Consider the following 20,611-nt stretch of genomic DNA (forward strand, 5'->3'; position numbering starts at 1 on the left):
GCTTTTGGCCGTCTTCATCGTGAATGTTTGCGACTGGAATTTGGCCTGTAGCGGATCTGCAGTCGGACCAAATGCGTCCCTATGCCCATTTGCGCAGTTAGATTCACCAAGCCTGCCGACCGAGGCCGACTTAGCAGATTGGCTCATGCTGGATCATCCACGCATTACGCCAACCAGATAATTCACGTCATCTAGACCGGGCGTTTCGTTTGTCGTTGGAAGAAAAAACACGACTAGGTTTGCGCCGTGAACTTGCATCGGAGCAATAAGTTAAGGCGATTATATCAATTCAGAACCGAAGACTTCGGGTGAGGGTGGGCGCAACCTGTGATCCTCCCAGTACACAAACACGACCACCCTACGTGTGTCGCGGTTCTTAGCGCGACATCAAGATCGGTCGGTCGGCCATCTCCAGCAAGCTTCGCGTTGTGCCACCAAAGACAGCTTCGCGTAGGCGGGAATGGCCATAGGCCCCGGACACGATCATCTGTGCGCCAACCTCCCGAGTACGGCGCAACAGTATCTCGGCGATATCTGGCTCTGTTTTTGCCAAAACGTCAACCTGAGTCTTTGCTCCATGCCGCATTAAATACTGTGCGACCGCCCCTCCGGGGTCTGATCTATCGGCGGCGCGGACGGGTGGATCAATGATACAGATGTCGGTTTGTGCCGCTTCGGCCAGAAATGGAAGCGCGGCACGTGTTGCGGTCATCGCCTCGATGCCATCGTTCCATCCGACGATCACGCGCCCGCCTGGTTCTGGGGCTGTGCAGCCTTTTGGAATCATAAGAACGGGGCGTTCGGCTGCAAATAGGCTTGCTTCGACAATCGCGGCGACTTCTTCGCTGTCTTGGTATGGGCGCGCTGTTACTACAAGGTCGGAAAACCGCAAGTTACGGGCGAGGAAGCTGGATAAGGCTGGTCCCTGTACAGCGGCACCTTGCAAAGACCAACGTACAGTTTCGCCCTGCATTTCGGCATTTACCCATTTTTCTAAAACATCACGCTGTTTAATGGCCTCGCGGGTTTGGTCGGCAGCAAGCATTGCCTCGGCCCCCATATAATAGCCGCCTGTTTCCGAATGGCTGATCGTGATTGCGTATATGTCGAGATGCGCATCCATCCGTGTGGTAAGCGCGATCGCCGCATTCAGTCCGTCAACGTCTTCTTTTTGTGTAAGAATAGTAGAGATGATCTTATAGGCCATTGTTGGCATCCCTTTGATCGATTTCATCGTTGGTCCGGTCGTTCGCGCAAAACCGTTCCCTAAACCCAGCATGCTATAAATCAAGTAGTTCAGTCTTGATCCATGTCAAAGACCCCAGCGGAACATCCGCGCAAAAGAGAATCCATAAATAGCTGTCGCATCAGATTTTGGGTGTGGCAAACGAAGAGGATTCTCTGATGGAGAACTATATTAAGCTGGTCGTCTTAGGGCTAATCACCCTGATTGCGGCTATTGGCGCAAACTGGGGAAGAGATGTCGCCTATGTTGTGCATGCGATCATCATTATGCTGGTGTCGGGTTTTTTGTTTGTGCGTACGCTGCGCTTGACTGATGAACCGGTTAGGGCGGTCGCGACCGATGGATATATGGATGACGTTGTACGGGCGGGGGTCATTGCGACCACGTTTTGGGGCGTCGTTGGTTTCCTTGTTGGTGTGGTCATTGCGTTTCAACTGGCATTTCCATCGCTGAATTTTGAATTCCTGCAACCCTTCGGAAATTTTGGCCGGTTGCGTCCACTGCATACAAGCGCGGTGATTTTTGCCTTTGGTGGCAACGCATTGATCATGTCGTCCTTCTACATCGTGCAACGCACATGCGGTGCGCGATTGTGGGGAGGAAACCTGTCGTGGTTTGTGTTTTGGGGGTACAACTTGTTTATCGTGCTTGCCGCGACAGGTTATTTGCTTGGGTCAACCCAATCAAAGGAATACGCAGAGCCTGAATGGTACGTTGATATCTGGTTGACCATTGTTTGGGTCGCATTCTTGGCTGTTTATCTAGGCACGATCTTTAAGCGCAAAGAAAAACACATCTACGTCGCAAACTGGTTCCTGCTGTCGTTCATCATTACCGTGGCGATGCTGCATATTGTGAACAACCTATCCGTCCCGGTCAGTATCTGGGGCAGCAAATCTGTGCAGCTATTTGCAGGCGTCCAAGACGCTATGACCCAGTGGTGGTACGGCCACAACGCTGTGGGCTTTTTCCTGACCGCCGGCTTCTTGGGCATGATGTACTACTTTGTGCCCAAACAAGCGGGGCGCCCTGTTTACAGTTACAAGCTGTCGATCATTCACTTTTGGGCGCTGATTTTCCTATATATCTGGGCTGGTCCACACCACCTGCACTATACCGCGCTGCCTGATTGGGCATCGACGCTGGGCATGGTGTTTTCGATCATCCTTTGGATGCCTAGCTGGGGCGGTATGATCAACGGCCTGATGACCCTACAAGGGGCATGGGACAAGCTGCGCACCGATCCGATCATTCGGATGATGGTCATCAGTCTCGCGTTCTATGGCATGTCCACCTTTGAGGGACCGATGATGTCGATCCGCGCCGTGAACAGCCTGTCACACTATACCGACTGGACAATTGGACACGTGCACTCTGGCGCGTTGGGTTGGAACGGAATGATTACATTCTCGGCATTGTATTTCCTAACACCTAAACTCTGGGGCCGCGCGCAGATGCATTCGATGTCGGCTATCAACTGGCACTTCTGGTTGGCCACAATCGGTATCATTCTTTACGCGGCGTCCATGTGGGTCACCGGTATCATGGAAGGCCTGATGTGGCGCGAAGTCGATGCCAATGGTTTCCTTGTGAACAGCTTTGCCGACACCGTTTCCGCCAAGTTCCCGATGTACGTTGTCCGTGGGCTAGGTGGGGTCATGTACCTGACTGGTGCACTGATCATGGCTTGGAACATCTTTATGACCGCCAAAGGTGGCGCACGCCAAAAAGCCTTTGTTGGCGTCCCAGCAGAATAAGGATCAGAAACAATGTCTGATACAACTCCAACCAAAGGTTTTCTGGCAAAGCATGGGATACTAGAACGTAGCCCGACCTTGCTACTTGTCAGCTCCTTACTTGTCGTGAGCATCGGCGGAATCGTGGAAATTGCGCCTTTGTTCTATCTTGAAAATACGATCGAGAAAGTCGAAGGCGTGCGCCCCTATTCCCCGCTAGAACTGGCGGGGCGGGATATCTATGTACGCGAAGGCTGCTATGTCTGTCACAGCCAGATGATCCGCCCGATGCGTGACGAGGTCGAACGCTATGGCCATTATTCGCTGGCAGCTGAATCGATGTATGACCACCCGTTTCAATGGGGTTCAAAACGCACAGGGCCTGATCTGGCCCGTGTTGGCGGCAAGTATTCAGATGCTTGGCATGTGGATCACCTAATTGATCCGCAATCCGTGGTGCCTGAATCGGTGATGCCGGGATACGGTTATCTGATGGATGTCTCTGTAAACGCTGAATACGCGGCAGACGTCGTGGCAACCCATCGGATTGTCGGTGTTCCCTATACCGAAGAGATGATTGAGGTCGCCGCATCTGACGTCTTGGCACAGATTGATCCCGACAGTGACTCTTATGATGATCTGCTTGAACGCTATCCCGGAGCGCAAATCCGTAACTTTGACGGCGCGCCCGGCGTGTCTGAAATGGATGCGCTTGTGGCCTATCTGCAAATGCTGGGTACGACGGTTGATTTCTCGACCTTCACCCCAGACGCCAGCCGCTAAGGAGCACTAACAATGGATACCTATTCATTCTTACGCCAACTCGCCGATAGCTGGGTTCTACTGGCGATGACACTGTTCTTTCTTGGGGTCATTGTATGGGCGTTCCGGCCCGGCAGCGCCAAGGTTCATGCCGAAACCGCAAGCATCCCTTTTCGAAACGAAGTTAAGCCGGGCAGCGTGGAAGCGCCTGCCGAAGAACGGCCAAAGACCAAGGAGCTGCAATCATGAGCAGCGATAAAACAGATATCGATGAAATTACAGGTACTGACACAACAGGTCACAGTTGGGATGGTATCAAAGAGCTGAACAATCCGCTCCCACGGTGGTGGCTATACACTTTGTATTTATGCATTGTCTGGGCCATCGGATATTCGATTGCTTATCCAGCGTGGCCAATGATTTCTGGTGCGACAGCGGGGGTGCTTGGCTACTCAACGCGCGCAGAGGTGGCCGCAGATATTGCAAGGTTTGAAGAAGCTAACGCTGGAATTTCAGCAGAGTTGGCTTCAGCCGATCTTGTGACCTTGTCTGACAACGAAGAGCTAATGAGATATGCGACCTCGGCTGGGGCTGCGGTGTTCCGCAATAACTGTTCGCAGTGTCATGGTTCAGGTGCCGCGGGTTCAAAGGGTTACCCCAACCTGCTTGATGATGATTGGCTGTGGGGCGGTGATTTTGAAAACATCAGCTACACTATCCGTCACGGTATCCGAAACGAGGAAGACTGGGATGCGCGCTATTCTGAGATGACAGCGTTTGATGAGGTACTGACCAATGATGAAATCGACGCGGTAGTGCAGCATGTGCTGGCTATTTCCAATCAAGACCATGATGCGGCGTTAGCCGAAACAGGCGGCGTAATTTTCTATGATAATTGTGCCGCGTGTCACGGAGATGACGGTGCTGGAAACAGGGATATGGGCGCAGCAAATCTGACCGACGCCATTTGGCTTTATGGTGGGGACGCTGCGACGCTAGAGGAAACCGTGCGCTATGCCCGTTTTGGTGTGATGCCTAACTGGGGTACGCGTCTAACAGAAGCTGAAATTCAAGCGGTTACCGCTTATGTCCATCAATTAGGCGGCGGCGAATAAAGATCACAGGCACCGTACCATCTGTTCGCGCAACGGTACGTACCCAGTGAAGGAAGGGCACCCACGCAAATGGGTGCCCTTTTTTGGTTGAGCGAGTTGTCGCTTGGCTACTACAGGATGTATTGATTTTTGAAATTCCGGCCAAGTGGAATTGCTGCTGTGTGATTAGCTAGGTTAGTCGGCCAGTGGGGGCGCTAAAAAACGTCTATTAAAGGTTAGGAAAAGTTAAGTGAAATTTATATCAACTATTATTCTATGTGCCGCTGTATCTGTGTCCGGTTGCGCGACGGTCACGCGTGGGACGAATGACGTATTGAATGTCAACACAACACCATCTGGAGCACAGGTCCAGACAAGTAATGGATTTAGCTGCGCCAGCACGCCATGTGCGATTAAAATGCCTCGACGTTCAGAGTTTGTAGTTTCGATTGCTAAGCCTGGGTGTCGTCCAGTGAATGTCAATGTGACACATAAAACTGCGAATGGTGGTGGCGCTGCGCTGGCTGGAAACGTCTTGGTTGGTGGCGTGATTGGTCTAGGTGTTGATGCGGCTACAGGTGCGTCTCAAGAGTTGACGCCGAACCCGGTCCAGGTCCCGCTCGAGTGCTGATCTAATGTAGTGTGGCAACAAGTTAACGTTGCCACACTGTTTCTAGGCTTCTTGTGCAAGCCGCGCTTCGAGCACGTCAAATGGAACGCCGGGTTCGTCTTTTGCGCCACGGATGACCAGTGATGTTTTTACAGATGCGACGTTGTCAGCGCTGGTCAATTCCTCGGTCAGGAACCGTTGGAATGTCCGTAAATCAGGTGCGACGCATTTCAGGATGAAATCCACCTCGCCATTCAGCATGTGGCATTCGCGAACCAGCGGCCAGCCAGCACACCGTTTTTCAAATGCACTGAGGTCGATTTCGGCTTGGCTCACCAAGCCGACCATCGCAAAAACTTGCACCTCAAAGCCTAGCTCACGCGAGTTGACCTCTGCGTGGTAGCCTTGGATAAACCCTTGTTCTTCCAGCGTTCGTACACGACGTAGACACGGTGGCGCAGAAATGCCGACGCGTTTTGCTAATTCAACATTTGTCATACGCCCGTCTGCCTGCAGTTCCGCCAGAATCATTCGGTCAATTTCGTCAAGTTTAGTGCCCGGCATCGGGGATCCTCTGTATTTTTTCAAATACTACGCAGTTGTGGGTGTTAGCGCAATATTATTTCAATGCTCGGTAATAAATGTACGGCGCATTCCTGCTATGCGCGGTCTTTTAACCCGGGACGCGCACCGCTATATCAAAGCGGATTCATTTAAAAGAGGCCAATCATGTCCGATACCCGTCACACCAAAGTTCTGATCATCGGCTCTGGTCCGTCTGGCTATACTGCGGGGGTCTATGCGGCCCGCGCCATGCTGGAACCAATCCTAGTGCAAGGCATTGAGCCCGGTGGCCAATTGACCACAACAACCGAAGTCGAAAACTGGCCGGGTGATACCGAAGTCCAAGGTCCAGACCTGATGGTTCGCATGGAAGCACACGCCCGCGCGATGGGTTGCGAGATTGTCGGCGACATCATTACTGAGCTGGATTTGCAAAACCGCCCATTCACGGCAAAGTCTGACAGCGGCACAGTTTATACTGCCGATGCTGTGATTCTATGCACTGGCGCACGTGCGAAATGGCTGGGCCTTCCGACCGAAGAAAAGTTCAAGGGTTTTGGCGTTAGCGCCTGTGCAACCTGCGACGGTTTCTTTTATCGCGGTCAAGAAATCGTTGTTGTTGGTGGCGGCAACACTGCCGTGGAAGAGGCATTGTTCCTGACCAACTTTGCATCCAAAGTGACTCTGATCCACCGCCGCGACGAACTGCGCGCTGAAAAAATCCTGCAGGATCGTTTAGAGAAGAACCCGAAAATTGAAACCCTTTGGTTCCATGAAGTTGACGAAGTCTATGGCACAGACAGCCCGCTTGGCGTCGAAGGGATCAAAGTTAAGCACACTACCACTGGTGAGATCACAGATATCCCGGCCAAAGGCGTCTTTATCGCGATTGGCCACGCGCCTGCATCTGAACTGGTCAAAGACCAGCTTGAACTACACAGCGGTGGTTATGTCGCGGTTGAACCGGGCAGCACACGCACAGCGATTCCCGGTGTATTCGCGGCTGGCGACTTGACTGACCACGTTTACCGTCAGGCAGTGACATCTGCCGGGATGGGCTGCATGGCTGCGCTTGACGCGGAACGCTTCTTAGCCGAGCAAGAATAACGGCTAACGACAATTGAATGATAATAAAATGCCGGGCGTAATGTCCGGCATTTTTTGTTACGTGGACAATGAGATCAGTAACGCGTTCATCCGCGACCCAAACTGAAAGACCTAAAGTCCATTTGTGGCGCTTAGTAGCCGCTTTGGTTCTATCGCCTTGCTGAAGATGCGAACGCCTGTCTTTTTTGTTGTGCTATGCTAGACAATGCCCGTGGTGCGGGTCTATGCCCGCCTCAAATTGCATATTAATTGTCAGAGAGTAATCATGCCGCAAAACCTGGCTCCGATCCCCGAACTATACGTGTCCTATGACAGCGCACAGAAACTCAAAGCCGACGCAGGTGATTTGATCAGCCACGATCTTACACCGCGCCAGATTTGTGACCTTGAACTGCTGATGAACGGTGGTTTTAACCCGCTTAAGGGCTTTCTTTCTGAGGAAGACTATAATGGCGTTGTTGAGAACATGCGTACTGCTGATGGTACGCTTTGGCCTATGCCAATCACGCTCGACGTTACCGAAAAATTCGCTGAAACGGTCGAACTTGGTCAAGATATTGCATTGCGTGACCAAGAAGGGGTTATCCTTGCGACGATGACTGTCACCGATAAATGGGTGCCAAACAAGTCGCGCGAAGCTGAAAAAGTATTTGGCGCTGATGATCTGGCACACCCGGCGGTGAACTATCTGCATAACCATGCGGGCGCTGTTTACCTTGGCGGTCCTGTAACGGGTATCCAACAGCCGGTTCACTATGACTTCCGTGCGCGTCGTGACACGCCAAATGAACTGCGTGCCTACTTCCGTAAAATGGGCTGGCGCAAGGTTGTTGCGTTCCAAACACGTAACCCGCTGCACCGTGCGCACCAAGAGCTGACGTTCCGCGCAGCGAAAGAAGCACAAGCGAACCTGTTGATTCACCCAGTTGTTGGCCTGACCAAGCCGGGCGATATCGACCACTTTACGCGCGTGCGCTGCTACGAGGCGGTTCTGGACCAATACCCAGCATCCACAACAGCGATGTCTTTGCTAAACCTTGCAATGCGCATGGCTGGCCCACGTGAAGCGGTTTGGCATGGTCTGATCCGTAAGAACCACGGCTGCACCCACTTTATCGTTGGTCGCGATCACGCTGGCCCGGGTAAGAACTCGGCTGGTGACGATTTCTATGGCCCATACGATGCGCAGGACCTGTTCCGCGAGCATCAAGAAGAAATGGGCATCGAAATGGTCGACTTTAAGCACATGGTTTATGTGCAGGACCGTGCTCAATACGAACCAGCCGATGAGATCGCAGACAAGGATGATGTTACAATCCTGAATATTTCGGGCACCGAACTGCGTCGCCGTCTGGCCGAAGGATTGGAAATTCCAGAGTGGTTCAGCTTCCCGACTGTGGTCGAAGAACTGCGTAAGACACGTCCACCACGGGCCAAGCAGGGCTTTACCGTGTTCTTCACTGGATTCTCTGGTTCTGGTAAATCTACAATTGCAAACGCGTTGATGGTAAAGCTGATGGAAATGGGCGGTCGCCCGGTCACATTGCTGGATGGCGATATCGTTCGTAAGAACCTTTCGTCCGAGCTGGGCTTTAGCAAAGAGCACCGCGACCTGAACATTCGTCGCATCGGTTATGTGGCGTCTGAAATTACCAAAAACGGTGGTATCGCGATCTGTGCGCCAATCGCGCCTTACGCGTCAACACGCCGTGCCGTTCGTGAGGATATCGAACAGTTTGGTGCCTTCATCGAAGTGCACGTTGCAACGTCGATCGAGGAATGCGAACGCCGTGACCGTAAGGGGCTGTACAAGCTAGCGCGCGAAGGCAAGATCAAGGAGTTCACAGGTATTTCAGACCCGTATGACGTGCCAGAAAACCCTGAGATCAGTCTTGAGACCGAAAGTGTCGAAGTGGATAACTGCGCGCATCAGGTGATCCTGAAGCTGGAGAGTATGGGCCTAATTAAAGGCTAATCCATCGCTTATCGTAAATTTCAGGCCAGCCCATTGATTAGGCTGGCCTAATTATTTCCGTTTAGTGAACCGTCACTGGGTTCATGTCGTTTTCGCGGGCGAGGTGGAACGCCAGCTTGCGGTTTGCAACCAGCGCCAGCTGTTCACCTTCGGCATTGTGCACTGCAAATAGCGTTTCCAAATCACCGACCTGTTCGCGCATGTCTTCGGGCAGATCCGCTGCTAGGACGGGCTTCACGTATACGATGTCTGATGCCAGCTCGTTGATATCGAATTTCGTGTCCATGGCGTTTATCCTTTCCGAATATTTATTGTTTGTACGACGCGGTCAGGGACCGCGCGCGTAAGATCCACATGCAACAGACCGTTTTCCATAACGGCTTCGCCTACGTCGACACCGTCAGCCAACACAAATGCGCGCTGGAATTGGCGGGCCGCGATGCCGCGATGCATATAGATACGTCCTTCGGCATCGTCATCTTGCCGCCCACGAATAACCAGCGAATTATCTTCGACGGTAATAGCGAGATCGTTTTCGGCGAATCCCGCAACAGCCAATGTGATGCGGTAAGAATTATCCGATGTCTGTTCGATGTTGTAAGGCGGGTATCCGTCGTTTCCGTTTTTAGCGGTGCGTTCGACCAGCCTTTCCAACTGTTCAAACCCCAAAAGGAACGGATGGGTTCCCAAAGCCAATTTCGTCATAAGACATGCCCTTCATTAAGCGACTGTCGCGTTTTGGTCCCGATTTCGGCAACCTTTCTAAAAATATGGGGGGCAAAGACGAATTGATCAAGGGTAAGTATTTGGATGATTTCTTTCGCGTCGTTATCTATAGACCAGTTAACGAATGAAAATTGGGTGCACTTTCGATGAATAACTCGGCAAAAATGGACCAGATTGAGGTTTTGCGCGTCAAACTGGAAGTTTTGCGACAAGAGCACCGTGACTTGGATACTGCAATCGGGGCGCTGCATGAAAATCCGACGGCGGATATGTTGACGTTAAAGCGCCTTAAGCGACAGAAACTGATGCTCAAGGATCGTATTGTCGCACTAGAAGACCGCATTTTGCCTGATATTATCGCCTGATAGGCCGTTGCAGGTTTGACCGCCTTGGCTATAGTGCCGCTTCCTTTTGAAACCGAGGATAAGAACAGTATGACGCAACCTTTGGTCGGCATTATTATGGGTAGTCAGTCGGACTGGCCCACCATGCGAGAAGCGGCGGAAGTCCTCGATGAATTGGGTGTTCCTTACGAGGCGAAAATCGTTTCGGCGCATCGCACACCTGATCGACTGTGGGATTACGGTAAGACAGCGGTTGATCGTGGTCTGCAGGTTATCATTGCCGGGGCAGGCGGCGCGGCCCACCTACCGGGTATGATGGCATCCAAGACGCGCGTTCCTGTTGTTGGCGTACCTGTTCAGACAAATGCGCTGTCGGGCGTTGATAGCCTCTATTCCATTTTGCAGATGCCTCGCGGTTTTCCCGTTGCGACAATGGCGATCGGGGCGGCTGGCGCAAAGAATGGCGGCCTGATGGCTGCAGGTATTCTTGCGCTGCAAGATCCAGCGCTGGCCGAACGGTTGGATGCTTGGCGCACAGCACTTTCAGACTCTATTCCGGATGAACCAACAGATGAATAAACCGCTGCCCGTCGGGGCCACGATTGGTATTTTGGGTGGCGGCCAGCTGGGTCGCATGTTGTCTGTCGCGGCATCACGCCTTGGCATCAAAACTCACATCTTTGAACCGGGTGCGAACCCGCCAGCGGGCGAAGTCGCAGACAAAATCACGACGGCAAGCTATGATGATGTTGAGGCACTGACCGCCTTTGGCAAGTCTGTTGACGTTATCACCTACGAATTCGAGAACATCCCGACTAGCGCGCTCGATTTACTTGAATCCTTAGCGCCAATTCATCCGGGTCGTCAGGCATTGGCAACAAGCCAAGACCGTTTGACAGAAAAGGCATTCTTGCAGGGGCTTGGTTTGCAAACCGCACCTTTTGCGGATGTCGGAAACGCGGATGATCTGGCCAAAGCGATTGCAGAAATCGGTACGCCCGCGATCTTGAAAACCCGGCGTATGGGTTACGACGGCAAGGGCCAAGCCCGCATTATGTCGCCAGACGACGCGGATCAGGCACTGGCCGATATGGCAGGTGCGCCCGCCATTTTGGAAGGCTTTATTAGTTTTAGCCACGAGGTGTCGATCATTGGCGCACGTAGCCCAGATGGTGCTGTTGCCTGCTATGATCCCGGCGAGAACGTCCACGAAGACGGTATTTTGCGCACAACAACTGTGCCCGCCAAACTAACACCAAGCCAGCGCACTGATGCTGTGCTGTTGGCTGCTAATATTCTAAATGCGCTGGATTATGTTGGTGTGATGGGTGTCGAACTATTCGTCACGCCAAATGGTTTGATCGTGAATGAGATTGCGCCACGCGTGCATAACTCTGGTCACTGGACACAAAACGGCTGCACGATCTGTCAGTTCGAACAGCACATCCGTGCTGTGGCTGGCTGGCCGCTGGGCAGTGGTTCGCGGCATTCGGACGTTGTGATGGAAAACCTGATCGGCGACGATATGGACCGCGTTCCAGAATTGGCGCTGACTGACGCTGCGATCCATCTGTATGGTAAAGCTGAAGTAAAGCTGGGCCGTAAAATGGGCCATGTGAACCGGATTGTTAAGGCAGCGACTTAGTCTGCCTTTTCCGTACCAAAGATAACGCCAGTCAGGCTGAGGTCATGATCGAATCTTCCTTCTTTCAGGAAGAATAGGACTTCTTCCATGACCAAAGGGTTGTTCATCATAAACGTGTGGGTGACGGGAAGCACGATCTGGTCCGTCATCCCATCCAGCCTGGTTGACGCGACAGATACCTTGCCGTCGTCAGGGCCTTCGATTAGCGCGGAGTAGACCGGGTTCAAGGTGCGATCACCAGCGATCACCCCAATCTCATAGGGTAGGTATTCAAGGCTATTGGGCACGCTATCTGGCTCTGTGCCGAGCTGTAGGCCTGCCGGGCCATTGACCCATTGAAAGGGTTCAAAATCGCCAAAGATATCGACAAGCTCTGACCCGGCATTCGGTGGCCCAAGCATGACGACGCGGCCCATTTGCTCTGGTCTGTTTTCAGTGAGCCACAGCCGCACCAAAATACCGCCCATGGAATGGGTCACAAAGTTGATGCGTTTATCGCCACATGCCGCGACATCTTCGGTCACGTATTCATCGACCAATGTTTGGATCGGAGCCTCGGTCGAGGGGTATCCGCGGTTCACAACCTGATAGCCTTCTTCCTCGAGCACCAACTGCAACGGGGTAAGCGACATTTCCGTTCGGGCAAGCCCATGCAAAAGCACAACACATTCCTGTGCCGAAGTGGCGGTCGCGGACAGACTAAGGGCGGCGGCAATGAATGTTTTCATGCAATTATAGTTAGCACTGCATTGGCATTGTAAAAGGGGAACGGCACGTCATTTTTGCGCGTATAGCGAAACTGCTATGCCACCCAGCACAAGCACACCTGCAATGGCCATTTTTAAGCTGACGGTTTCACCCAAGAACAGGACGCCAAAAGCGACAGTGATCACCGGAACGCTTAGCTGTGCGATGCCTGCGATGGTCGTCTGAAGGCTAGGTAGAACGCGGTACCACAATGCATAGCCGAGCCCCGACGTGATAGCGCCCGCTGCGATGGCGGTCACAATCCCCATTGGCGCTACTGGGTCGCGGCTGATGAAGCCGATCGCGACAAGCGGCACGCATAAGAGAAAGTTGCTCGCGGTTGCGCCTAGAGGGTCTGCCTCACGCCTACCTAACAAGGTATACGCCCCCCACCCCACGGCTGCACTGATCATCGCAATGATGCTGGCCGCAGGCATCGGGCGGATCTCTGATGGCCATAGCAGAACGCATAACCCGCCGAGTGCGATGAACATGCCTAGCCAGCGTTGGGCCGACACGGTCTGTTTCTCAATGATGGCCCAACCGAAGATGACGACTTGAAGTGCACCAAATAAGATCAATGCGCCAACGCCTGCGTCAAGGTTTTGATAGGCCCAGGAAAACCCGATCATATAGGTGGTAAGTGCCACAGCACCCGCCAATCGTTTTGGTGATACGATAACCGGCGCGGGGGTCTTGCGAAGCGCGATCAAAACCCAAAGCATCGCAGCGCCAGCAGCGACACGTATCGCAGCAAAGCTCATCGGGCTCATGTCATAGTTTGCGACACCGATCCGGTTCAAAACAGAGTTTGCCGCAAAGGCGGTCATGGTTAGCGCCACAGCTAAGAAGAGCTTCATAGTCTAAATGTCCGCAAACGGGGCAGGGTAGACGAGCGTTTGTTGTGGCTGCGCGTCACCAGCGCCTGCAAGCAGCGTGTGCTCAATATGATACGATGATTGCAGGTTCTTGGCGGCGTCAGATGAAAAGCCAGCGCTTTGGTAAAACTTGGCGTCACCAATAACGACCACAGGCGTTTTCGTCAGCCGAGCCCACTCGGTCAGCACGCCTATCATACGTTTGCCATAGCCGCGCCGCTGCACATCTGGATGAATCGCCACAGGCGCAAGGCAGAGCCAGCCTTTCGGTTTCACCATATAGGATAGCGCGTAGTAGCCGATGATCTGACCATCCATCGGCAGTACGGTTTCGCCCGCAATCACGCGCGATTTGCGTAATGCAGCGACAAGGCGCGATTCATCAGGACCACCAAAGGCGAGGTCGAGTAGCGCATCAACAGCGGGTTCTTCGCCGCGCTTCATGTCGCGGGCAAAGTCGGGTGTTTGGAAAAGGTTCATTCGCCGGACGGTAACGGTGGGTGACAACGGCGTCTAGCTGTGACCAAGGCTGATAGGGATTTTGTGATCCGCGTTTTAATGGAGCAAATGGAAAGGGCGGCCCGAAATCGGACCGCCCTTTTTATATCGTCGCATTGTTTGGCAGATAGACTTCAAAGCTCTCATCGTTTCTTGCGAAACGACTGCCGCTTTGCAGTCTGAGCCGAATTTCCTTGCGGAAATTCTGCTTACATCATGCCGCCCATGCCGCCCATGTCGGGCATGCCGCCGCCAGCAGCGCCACCATCTTTGGACGGCTTGTCAGCAACCATAGCTTCGGTTGTGATCAGCAGGCCAGCAACAGATGCTGCGTCTTGCAGGGCAGTGCGCACAACTTTTGCAGGGTCGATGACGCCGAACTTGAACATGTCGCCATATTCTTCTGTCTGTGCGTTAAAGCCGAATGCTTTGTCGTCGCTTTCGCGGATTTTACCAGCAACAACGGAACCGTCGACGCCAGAGTTTTCAGCGATCTGACGCAGTGGTGCTTCGATAGCCTTGCGGATGATCGAGATACCGACGTCTTGGTCAGAGTTAGCGCCTTTCAGACCGTCAAGCGCTTTGCCGCCTTGGATCAGAGCAACACCACCACCAACAACAACGCCTTCTTGAACAGCAGCGCGAGTCGCGTTCAGAGCATCGTCAACGCGGTCTTTGCGTTCTTTAACTTCCACTTCGGACATGCCGCCGACGCGGATAACAGCAACACCGCCAGCCAGTTTGGCAACGCGTTCTTGCAGTTTTTCACGGTCGTAATCAGAAGTTGTTTCTTCGATCTGGCCACGGATCTGACCAACACGTGCTTCGATCTCAGCTTTGTCACCAGCACCGTCAACGATAGTTGTTTCGTCTTTGGTGATTGCAACGCGCTTAGCAGAACCCAGCATGTCGATTGTGACGTTCTCAAGCTTCATGCCGAGGTCTTCGGAGATCACTTGGCCGCCAGTCAGGATCGCGATGTCTTGCAGCATTGCTTTGCGGCGATCGCCGAAGCCAGGTGCCTTAACAGCAGCAATTTTCAGGCCGCCGCGCAGTTTGTTAACTACGAGAGTTGCCAGCGCTTCGCCTTCAACGTCTTCAGCGATGATTAGCAAAGGCTTGCCAGACTGGATTACAGACTCGAGCAGTGGAACCATTGGCTGCAGCGACGAAAGTTTCTTTTCGTGCAGCAGGATGATTGCGTCTTCCAGCTCTGTTGTCATTTTCTCTGTGTTGGTCACAAAGTAAGGTGACAGGTAACCGCGGTCGAACTGCATACCTTCAACAACATCGGTTTCTGTTTCCAGACCTTTGTTTTCTTCAACAGTGATAACGCCTTCGTTGCCGACGCGCTGCATAGCGTCGGCGATCTGACGACCGATTTCAGCTTCACCGTTTGCAGAGATTGTACCAACCTGTGCAACTTCGTCGCTGTCGTTGACAGGGCGTGCAGCTGCTTTGATCGCTTCAACAACTTTGGCTGTTGCCATGTCGATGCCGCGCTTCAGGTCCATTGGGTTCATGCCGGCAGCAACCGACTTCATGCCTTCGCGAACGATGGCTTGGGCCAGAACTGTTGCGGTTGTTGTACCGTCACCAGCTTCGTCGTTGGTCCGGGAAGCAACTTCCTTAACCATCTGCGCGCCCATGTTTTCGAACTTGTCTTCGAGTTCGATTTCTTTGGCAACCGATACACCGTCTTTGGTGATGCGCGGTGCGCCGAAAGATTTATCCAGAACAACGTTACGGCCTTTTGGGCCCAGTGTTACTTTTACCGCGTTAGCCAGGATGTTGACGCCTTTCAGCATCTTGTCGCGGGCATCGGTATCGAATTTGACGTCCTTAGCAGCCATTTTCATGTGCTCCTTAAATTTCTAATTGCGTGACATGCGTAGGGTGGATTTCAATCCACCGACCTACGGAATTAAAGAATTCCGAGGATGTCGCTTTCTTTCATGATCAACAGGTCTTCACCGTCGATCTTGACTTCAGTGCCGGACCATTTGCCAAACAGCACTTTGTCGCCAGCCTTAACAGCCATTGCAATCAGCTCACCGCTGTCTTTGCGTGCGCCTTCGCCAGTGCTAACTACTTCGCCTTCAGCAGGCTTTTCTTTAGCGCTGTCAGGAATGATCAAGCCGCCAACAGTCTTTTCGTCGCCTTCAATGCGACGAACGAGTACGCGGTCGTGAAGTGGTGTAAATGCCATTTCAGAACTTCTCCAGTTCGTGTTTCTCCCATGTTAGCACTCACTATGTTCGAGTGATAACGAAGCGTAGTTAGGCACGCATTCAACCCGAGTCAACAGCACGCCCCAGTAATCCTGTCATTTTCCCAAAAAGAGCAGTTTTATTATTCAAAAGGGCTTAGTGCTGTCGTTGTTTTCTTCGTGTGGCTTGTCTTCATCTTCTGACAAGATCCGCCAAGCATCGCCCTCTAGATCTTCATATTGGTCGCTGCGCAGGCTCCATAAAAACGCGATCAACCCAAGCCCGCCAAGAACCAAAGATACCGGGATCAAGATGACCAGAATATTCATACCCGCCCTCGCAGTCGTAGCGCATTCGCCAACACTGTGATTGATGAAGCAGACATTGCAATAGCCGCAAGCAGCGGGGTGGCAAATCCCATCAGTGCAACAGGAATAGCAATAAGGTTATAGCCCGCCGAAATCGCGAAATTCTCGACGATCCGTCGCTTTGCGGCCCGTGCGACCAAGGGCAATTCGATAAGCGGTGTCAGGCTATCGTTTAGCAAGACCACGTCAGACGCCGCGCGTGACGCGTCTGCAGCGGTTGCGGGCGAAACAGATGCGTATGCGGCGGCCAATGCGCCTGTGTCGTTTAACCCGTCTCCGACCATCAACACCCTCGCGCCTGTGCCTGCAAAGCTTTCGACATAGGCAATCTTGTCGGCTGGTGTGGTGTTTGCTTGCCAGCGCGTGATCCCAAGCGCCTCTGCGACCTTTCCGGTTTCTTCAGCATCGTCACCTGATACCAGATGCAGTGAAAGCCCCGCGTTCTGCCACGCTTGGATTAACGCGCGTGCGCCCTCGCGCAGTTCTGAACGAAGCGCGATCTTTTGCGGTGGCTGGTTGCCAATCTGGATATACGTGCCGGCCTGCGTACCAAGCCATGCGCCGGATCCAAGCCGGACGTCTTGTCCGTTCCATCGAGCGCTGATCCCCCGGCCGGGGTGTTCTTTCTGGTCGCTGACCACTGCTGCGGTCACTCCAGTAAGCGAGGCGGCAATGGCTTGCGATATTGGGTGCGTAGCGTTTTGCGTCATGGCAAGCGCAAGAGCTTGGGTTTGTTCATCCATCATATCGCGTGCAGCAGCGGGCATGGTCAGTGTCCCGGTTTTGTCGAAAATCACGGTGTCGACCTCGGCTAACCGTTCTAGCGCTGTACCGTCCTTGACCAACAATCCCGCCCGGAAAAGCCGACCGGCGGCGGTTGTTGATACGGCTGGAACGGCAAGGCCTAACGCGCAAGGGCAGGTGATAATCAGAACCGCGACCGCAATATTCAACGAAAGGCGCACATCGCCTGAATAGGCAACCCAACCCAAGAACGCGACCAAAGCCAGCAGATGAACAACGGGCGCATAGATTGCGGCCGCTCTGTCTGCGATGGCGGTATAGCGGTTTCGGACTGCCTCGGCTTGATCGACCATGGTCACCATCTTGCGTAGGGTGGTATCTTCGCCAACGGTGGTCGCGCGAATGATCAGCGGACCGGTCATGTTGACCTCGCCTGCGGTGACCGCTGCATCTGGGCCAGCGTCTGCTGTACGGCTTTCGCCAGTCAGAAGGGATCGGTCAATTTGACTAGCCCCTTCGACAATGATGCCGTCCACAGGAATACGACCGCCGGGCAGGACTTGGATATGGTCGCCGATGGACAACTCTGCAAAGTCGATCATTTCGCGTGTATCGCCACGCAGCCGCATGACGCGCGGCACCTCAAGCGCCGAAAGCTGCGCAGCGGCAGATGCTGCGGCTTTGCGACTGCGGTGATCCAGATAACGCCCAATCAATAAAAAGAATGTGAGCGATAGTGCGGCGTCAAAATAGGCTTGCGCGCCGCCGTAAAAGGTTTCGAACAGGGACATGCCAGCGGTCAAAAGGATCGCCAGTGAAATTGGAACGTCCATGTTCAGTTTGCGGACGGACAGCGCGCTCCATGCGTTGTGAAAGAATGGTTGCGCCGCATAGATCAGCGCGGGCAGGGCGATCATGGCGCTGATCATGTGGAACAGATGTTGGGTTGCGCCGACGGCACCCGACCAAACCGCCACAGATAGCAACATAACATTCATCATCGCAAAGCCCGACACCGCAATGCGGGTCATCAGTCCCCGACCATATGTGTCGGTGTCGGCCCCAAGCAGGGAAGTGTCCAAAAGACGCGCTTCAAATCCCGCTAATTCCAAAGTGTCGATTAACTGCTCTGGCGCGATCGGCCGATCCAACCCTACCGTCACCCGTTTCATCGACAGGTTTACGCGGGCATTCGCGACGCCGTTCACGCCGCGCAGCGCACGTTCGACCCCATTAATGCAGGCTACGCAATGGATGGCAGGCAACGACAAAACGATCTGGCTATTGCCGTTTGAGGCCGCCTTTTCAAGCGTCCCTTCAGGCATGCCAATACATGCCGGACATGCAGCAGCTTGTGTCATTGCGCAGTCAACTGAATACGACGACGAAAGATCGTGCCGTCGTCGGCCTCAAGCACCAAGCGCAAATTCCAATAGCCTGCGCCCGCATCCACATTCGCGTGCATTGCGCCGTTCACAATCGTGAACGCAGGTGTCATGTCTTGGGCAACGTTGGTTGCGCGACCTAATGTGGCACTGACGACTTTTGGCGTGATCGGCGTGCCATTCGCATCGGTGACGGATAGCGTCAGTTCCGTATGGGTCAGATGTGTCTCTAAGGTCCAGCCGAGTGCATTTTGCGCCGCGCGATCAGCATCAAACGACTGACTTGCGACATAGGAATTGCGCGTTTCCAAGCCGGGGAATGTTTGCACCGCCTTGTAGGCTAGTGTGAGGTTTACGCCGATGATTGTTCCAAAGGCGACAACCATAATCCCAAGCATATGCCATCCGGTAAATTCACGGGTCATTGTGCAGCCCTTCCGTTAAAAATTGTGTCCTTATGGGCGCGTTCGCCCGACGTAAGATCTTCGACCCAGAAACGCAGATCTGTCCGGTCTGCAGTCGCAGGGGCATCGCCCGGCCGGGCCGATACGTAGACGCGCTGCAACATTGTCTCGTTCGCAGGGACGGTGATGCTTCGTTCTGCTGTGCCTTCAAGCTCAATCCGCAGGATTTCGTCTGACGTGAGAGAGAGATGGAATTCACGATCGTCACCGTTCTTATTCAACAGGCGAATATCGTAGATGTTACGGATTGTTCCGTCCGACAGGGTCACGAATGTTGGATTGCGCACAGGCGATACAGTCATTTCGATATCGGCGCGAATGAACAATGCAAAGACCAAGCCAAACCCAATCAGCGCCCATAGCCCGGTGTAAAGCATGGTACGGAAACGCAGCACGTGTTGCCAGATGGGTTTGGGAGGCTGGCCAGCCGCTTCGCCCTCTTGGTCAGACAGGGCTAAGTAATCAATCAGCCCGCGTGGCTTGCCGATCTTGGCCATGATGTCGTCACAGGCGTCGATGCAAAGGGCGCATGTGATGCACTCCATCTGTTGACCGTCGCGGATGTCGATACCTGCAGGGCAAACGTTGACGCAGGCCATGCAGTCGATGCAATCGCCCGTCGTGTTGTCGTGTTTTTTACCGCGTGGTTCACCGCGCCAATCGCGGTAGGCGACGGTTAGCGTTTCAGGGTCCATCATTGCGGCCTGAATGCGGGGCCAAGGACACATGTAGTTACAGACCTGTTCGCGCATAAAGCCGCCAAAAACAAATGTCGTTGCGGTCAAAACGGCGATAGTGGCCCAAGCAATCGAAGGTGCTTGAAAGGTCACGAGGTCACGGGCCAGTGTCGGCGCGTCCGCGAAATAGAACACCCAAGCACCACCTGTGGCCAACGCAATAACAAGCCAGACTGCCCACTTTGTCACGCGTAGCCGCCATTTGCGAAAATCCCACTTGGCCTTCCATAGGCGTACACGCGCGTTGCGGTCACCCTCAATCCAGCGTTCAACAAGGATGAATAGGTCAGTCCAAACCGTTTGGGGACAGGTATAGCCACACCAAACGCGCCCAAGCGCGGATGTGAACAAAAACAGGCCCAAGCCTGCCATGATCAAAAGGCCTGCGACAAAGTAGAATTCATGCGGCCAGATTTCGATCCAGAAGAAATAAAACCGGCGGTGCGCCATATCGATCAATACTGCCTGATCCGGCAGGTTGGGGCCGCGGTCCCATCTGATCCATGGCGTCAGATAGTAAATACCAAGCGTCACGGCCATCACCCACCACTTAAGGTTTCGGTAATACCCTTTGACGCGGCGCGGAAATATTGGTTCGCGCGCAGCATAAAGCGATTGTGGCTCGGTAGATGACATAAGATGACCTAGCGGTTTTAGTTCTGTTCGCATCGTCCCTTTTAAAGAGCCAAACGCATAGGTCTTTGATGTGGATCAATAGTCGCGAAGCTATGCCTGTGGCGCGCTGTCGCACAAGCGATCTGCGATCTTAAG

The 20,611-nt window shown here is 53.4% G+C and carries 23 protein-coding genes; 10 read left to right on the forward strand and 13 right to left on the reverse strand.

Going from position 1 to position 20,611, the window contains the following annotated elements:
* Positions 1 to 376: 376 nt before the first annotated feature.
* Positions 377 to 1,234 (reverse strand): universal stress protein, encoded by an 858-nt coding sequence (locus CLV80_RS11530; protein WP_243394528.1) that lies wholly within the window; start codon positions 1,232 to 1,234, stop codon positions 377 to 379.
* A 170-nt stretch (positions 1,235 to 1,404) separates the two neighbouring features.
* On the opposite strand from CLV80_RS11530, the gene ccoN reads away from it, so the two are divergent.
* The 5 genes from ccoN to CLV80_RS18655 all read left to right on the forward strand — a co-directional run bounded on the left by ccoN (position 1,405) and on the right by CLV80_RS18655 (position 5,469).
* The gene (ccoN, locus tag CLV80_RS11535; protein ID WP_106358081.1) at positions 1,405 to 3,003 is read left to right on the forward strand and encodes a cytochrome-c oxidase, cbb3-type subunit I; all 1,599 of its coding nucleotides are present in this window, start codon (positions 1,405 to 1,407) and stop codon (positions 3,001 to 3,003) included.
* A gap of 12 nt (positions 3,004 to 3,015) precedes the next feature.
* Complete coding sequence (ccoO, locus tag CLV80_RS11540) at positions 3,016 to 3,765, forward strand: cytochrome-c oxidase, cbb3-type subunit II (protein WP_106358082.1); 750 nt, start codon at positions 3,016 to 3,018, stop codon at positions 3,763 to 3,765.
* Positions 3,766 to 3,777: 12 nt separating this feature from the next.
* Complete coding sequence (locus tag CLV80_RS11545; protein ID WP_106358083.1) at positions 3,778 to 3,993, forward strand: cbb3-type cytochrome c oxidase subunit 3; 216 nt, start codon at positions 3,778 to 3,780, stop codon at positions 3,991 to 3,993.
* A complete protein-coding gene (ccoP, locus tag CLV80_RS11550) occupies positions 3,990 to 4,859 on the forward strand; it encodes a cytochrome-c oxidase, cbb3-type subunit III (RefSeq protein ID WP_207766566.1) in 870 nt (289 codons plus the stop codon). The genes CLV80_RS11545 and ccoP overlap by 4 nt, the downstream gene beginning before the upstream one ends.
* A gap of 463 nt (positions 4,860 to 5,322) precedes the next feature.
* Entirely contained in the window at positions 5,323 to 5,469 is a 147-nt protein-coding gene (locus CLV80_RS18655; protein ID WP_243394530.1) for a hypothetical protein, read from the forward strand.
* 42 nt (positions 5,470 to 5,511) lie between these two features.
* Here CLV80_RS18655 and CLV80_RS11560 read toward each other — a convergent pair whose 3' ends face one another.
* Positions 5,512 to 6,012: an Lrp/AsnC family transcriptional regulator gene (locus CLV80_RS11560; protein ID WP_106358086.1), complete on the reverse strand. Its 501-nt coding sequence runs from the start codon at positions 6,010 to 6,012 to the stop codon at positions 5,512 to 5,514.
* Between the two features lie 165 nt (positions 6,013 to 6,177).
* Here CLV80_RS11560 and trxB point away from each other — a divergent pair, with 165 nt between their 5' ends.
* Both trxB and CLV80_RS11570 read left to right on the forward strand, forming a co-directional pair.
* A complete protein-coding gene (trxB, locus tag CLV80_RS11565; protein ID WP_106358087.1) occupies positions 6,178 to 7,119 on the forward strand; it encodes a thioredoxin-disulfide reductase in 942 nt (313 codons plus the stop codon).
* 265 nt (positions 7,120 to 7,384) lie between these two features.
* Positions 7,385 to 9,094: a bifunctional sulfate adenylyltransferase/adenylylsulfate kinase gene (locus CLV80_RS11570; RefSeq protein WP_243394531.1), complete on the forward strand. Its 1,710-nt coding sequence runs from the start codon at positions 7,385 to 7,387 to the stop codon at positions 9,092 to 9,094.
* 61 nt (positions 9,095 to 9,155) lie between these two features.
* Here the strand turns inward: CLV80_RS11570 and CLV80_RS11575 are convergent, their stop codons facing one another.
* Positions 9,156 to 9,380: a DUF1150 family protein gene (locus CLV80_RS11575; RefSeq protein ID WP_106358088.1), complete on the reverse strand. Its 225-nt coding sequence runs from the start codon at positions 9,378 to 9,380 to the stop codon at positions 9,156 to 9,158.
* Positions 9,381 to 9,385: 5 nt separating this feature from the next.
* On the reverse strand, positions 9,386 to 9,799 hold the full coding sequence (locus tag CLV80_RS11580; protein WP_106358089.1) for an Hsp20 family protein: 414 nt from the start codon (positions 9,797 to 9,799) through the stop codon (positions 9,386 to 9,388).
* Positions 9,800 to 9,966: 167 nt separating this feature from the next.
* On the opposite strand from CLV80_RS11580, the gene CLV80_RS11585 reads away from it, so the two are divergent.
* The 3 genes from CLV80_RS11585 (at position 9,967) to CLV80_RS11595 (ending at position 11,809) form a co-directional block, all read left to right on the forward strand.
* Positions 9,967 to 10,185, forward strand: a complete 219-nt coding sequence (locus CLV80_RS11585; RefSeq protein WP_106358090.1) for a YdcH family protein — start codon at positions 9,967 to 9,969, stop codon at positions 10,183 to 10,185.
* A 69-nt stretch (positions 10,186 to 10,254) separates the two neighbouring features.
* Entirely contained in the window at positions 10,255 to 10,743 is a 489-nt protein-coding gene (gene purE, locus CLV80_RS11590; protein WP_106358091.1) for a 5-(carboxyamino)imidazole ribonucleotide mutase, read from the forward strand.
* Positions 10,736 to 11,809, forward strand: a complete 1,074-nt coding sequence (locus tag CLV80_RS11595) for a 5-(carboxyamino)imidazole ribonucleotide synthase (RefSeq protein WP_106358092.1) — start codon at positions 10,736 to 10,738, stop codon at positions 11,807 to 11,809. The genes purE and CLV80_RS11595 overlap by 8 nt, the downstream gene beginning before the upstream one ends.
* Here the strand turns inward: CLV80_RS11595 and CLV80_RS11600 are convergent.
* The 9 genes from CLV80_RS11600 to ccoG all read right to left on the reverse strand — a co-directional run bounded on the left by CLV80_RS11600 (position 11,806) and on the right by ccoG (position 20,476).
* A complete protein-coding gene (locus CLV80_RS11600) occupies positions 11,806 to 12,537 on the reverse strand; it encodes an esterase/lipase family protein (protein WP_106358093.1) in 732 nt (243 codons plus the stop codon). The two genes, CLV80_RS11595 and CLV80_RS11600, sit on opposite strands and share 4 nt — an antisense overlap.
* A 48-nt stretch (positions 12,538 to 12,585) precedes the next feature.
* Positions 12,586 to 13,416 (reverse strand): DMT family transporter, encoded by an 831-nt coding sequence (locus CLV80_RS11605; protein WP_106358094.1) that lies wholly within the window; start codon positions 13,414 to 13,416, stop codon positions 12,586 to 12,588.
* Between the two features lie 3 nt (positions 13,417 to 13,419).
* Positions 13,420 to 13,914, reverse strand: a complete 495-nt coding sequence (locus tag CLV80_RS11610; protein ID WP_106358095.1) for a GNAT family N-acetyltransferase — start codon at positions 13,912 to 13,914, stop codon at positions 13,420 to 13,422.
* Positions 13,915 to 14,141: 227 nt separating this feature from the next.
* Positions 14,142 to 15,785, reverse strand: a complete 1,644-nt coding sequence (gene groL, locus CLV80_RS11615) for a chaperonin GroEL (protein ID WP_106358096.1) — start codon at positions 15,783 to 15,785, stop codon at positions 14,142 to 14,144.
* A 71-nt stretch (positions 15,786 to 15,856) separates the two neighbouring features.
* Entirely contained in the window at positions 15,857 to 16,141 is a 285-nt protein-coding gene (locus tag CLV80_RS11620; RefSeq protein ID WP_106358097.1) for a co-chaperone GroES, read from the reverse strand.
* 147 nt (positions 16,142 to 16,288) lie between these two features.
* On the reverse strand, positions 16,289 to 16,471 hold the full coding sequence (gene ccoS / locus CLV80_RS11625) for a cbb3-type cytochrome oxidase assembly protein CcoS (RefSeq protein ID WP_106358098.1): 183 nt from the start codon (positions 16,469 to 16,471) through the stop codon (positions 16,289 to 16,291).
* Positions 16,468 to 18,615, reverse strand: coding sequence for a heavy metal translocating P-type ATPase (locus tag CLV80_RS11630; protein ID WP_106358099.1), 2,148 nt, complete (start codon positions 18,613 to 18,615; stop codon positions 16,468 to 16,470). Before CLV80_RS11630 ends, ccoS begins: the two co-directional genes overlap by 4 nt.
* Positions 18,612 to 19,064: a FixH family protein gene (locus CLV80_RS11635; protein ID WP_106358100.1), complete on the reverse strand. Its 453-nt coding sequence runs from the start codon at positions 19,062 to 19,064 to the stop codon at positions 18,612 to 18,614. The genes CLV80_RS11630 and CLV80_RS11635 overlap by 4 nt, the downstream gene beginning before the upstream one ends.
* Positions 19,061 to 20,476, reverse strand: coding sequence for a cytochrome c oxidase accessory protein CcoG (gene ccoG, locus CLV80_RS11640; RefSeq protein WP_106358177.1), 1,416 nt, complete (start codon positions 20,474 to 20,476; stop codon positions 19,061 to 19,063). The genes CLV80_RS11635 and ccoG overlap by 4 nt, the downstream gene beginning before the upstream one ends.
* Between the last annotated feature and the right edge of the window lie 135 nt (positions 20,477 to 20,611).

This window comes from Yoonia maritima (genome assembly GCF_003003285.1).
GTDB lineage: Bacteria > Pseudomonadota > Alphaproteobacteria > Rhodobacterales > Rhodobacteraceae > Yoonia > Yoonia maritima.